The organism is Terrabacter sp. 2YAF2, from assembly GCF_052114705.1.
Lineage (GTDB): Bacteria > Actinomycetota > Actinomycetes > Actinomycetales > Dermatophilaceae > Terrabacter.
On record NZ_JBFRFG010000048.1, the window covers coordinates 1 to 1,425 of the forward strand.

General features: G+C 67.8%; 1 protein-coding gene and 1 pseudogene. Both read left to right on the forward strand.

Translation table 11 applies throughout. The features are described from left to right. Positions 1-299, forward strand: a pseudogene (locus tag AB4030_RS22335) (TasA family protein); the annotation flags it as partial. Positions 300-409: 110 nt separating this feature from the next. Next, the gene (locus AB4030_RS22340) at positions 410-1,099 is read left to right on the forward strand and encodes a signal peptidase I (RefSeq protein ID WP_442281396.1); all 690 of its coding nucleotides are present in this window, start codon (positions 410-412) and stop codon (positions 1,097-1,099) included. Positions 1,100-1,425 lie beyond the last annotated feature (326 nt).

The following is a 1,425-nucleotide window of genomic DNA, read 5'->3' on the forward strand; positions in this document are numbered from 1 at the left end:
ACGCCACGAACGGCCTGCAGCTGAGCATCGACTCCTGCTCCAGCGCCTGGACCGAGGCAGGCACCGCACCGGCCTACACCTACACCTGCTCGGGCACCACCAAGACCGTGCTGTCCTCGCAGAAGGTCATCGGCGCCAACGTCGCGCTGACCAACCTTGCCGCACTCACCAACGGCCAGACCGACAACCTGCGCGTCAACCTCGCCTTCCCGGTTGCCGCGGACAACACCTTCCAGGGCCAGTCCAGCGTCATCAACTTCGACTTCACCGGCACCCAGCGCGCCGCCACCAACCGCTGACCCCAGCACTACCGCATCACCGGCGGTGCCGGCCTCGGAAACCCGGGCCGGCACCGCACCAGCACCCGGCGAACCGTGGCCGCATATCGCTTGAGCACGAAGGAAACCCAATGAGTGCCATTCCACTCGAGACGAAGCTCGCGGCCCTGTCGATCCGCCTCGACCACGACAGCCACCCGGTCACGCCCGTCGCAGAGGACCGCGAGTGGACCGACCCGAATGGCGACGAGCTCGAACCGTCGACGACGGTGGGTCTGGTGCGGCGCCTGTGGCAGATCACGGCGACCGTGATCGCGACGACTGCCGCTGCAGCCTTCCTCCTGCTGGCCATCGGTCCGCACGTCTTCGGCTACCGCACCGCCACGATGCTCACGGGCTCGATGTCGCCCGGCATCAACCCGGGCGACGTCGTCGTGACCATCCCGCGTGCCGTCGCCGATGTGCGCGTCGGTGATGTCATCACCTACGGGATCCCGGTCGAGGACCACCGCGTCGAGACCCACCGCATCGTCAAGCTCGGGACCGACGCTGTAGGCCGACGCACGGTCGTGACCAAGGGGGACGCCAACTCCAACGTCGACCCCTGGGTCGCGACCCTCGACGGTGACACCGTCTGGGAGGCCACCCTCGTCGTCCCTCATGTCGGTGACGTCATTCGTGGCGTGCGGGGGGCGCTGGGTCAGGGCTGGGTCCTCTGGGGTGCCCTCGCCGGGTTCGTCCTCCTCACCCTCCGCAGCATCTGGACGACCAGCGACACCGACGACGACGAGAGCAACGACGAGCCCGACGACAACGCCTGACACCGGCGGCCTCACGAACGTCTGGACCCCGCTCACCGTCTTCGGTGGGCGGGTTCTTGTCGTATGCCGTGAGGTTGTGTGTTTCTTGCGGGATTCCTTGGTGTTTGGGCGGTTTTGTCTTGCGTTCGGCCCGGCAGAGTTCAGGTGTCGGAAGGGGAACCTCCGACCCGCAGCCTTCCGGCCCGATCCGGCCGGACTCACACCAGGAGCAGTCACCATGGGCGTCGCCACCTCGAAGAAGCACGGCAAGAAGAACACCTCGGGCAAGGTCCTGGCCTCGGTGGCGCTCGTGGCCGCCGCGGCCGGTGTCGCCGGCCTGGGCACCT

Coding starts and splice junctions, on each gene's coding strand:
- AB4030_RS22340 (WP_442281396.1), top strand. CDS start 410: ATGAGTGCCATTCCACTCGAGACGAAGCTCGCGGCCCTGTCGATCCGC.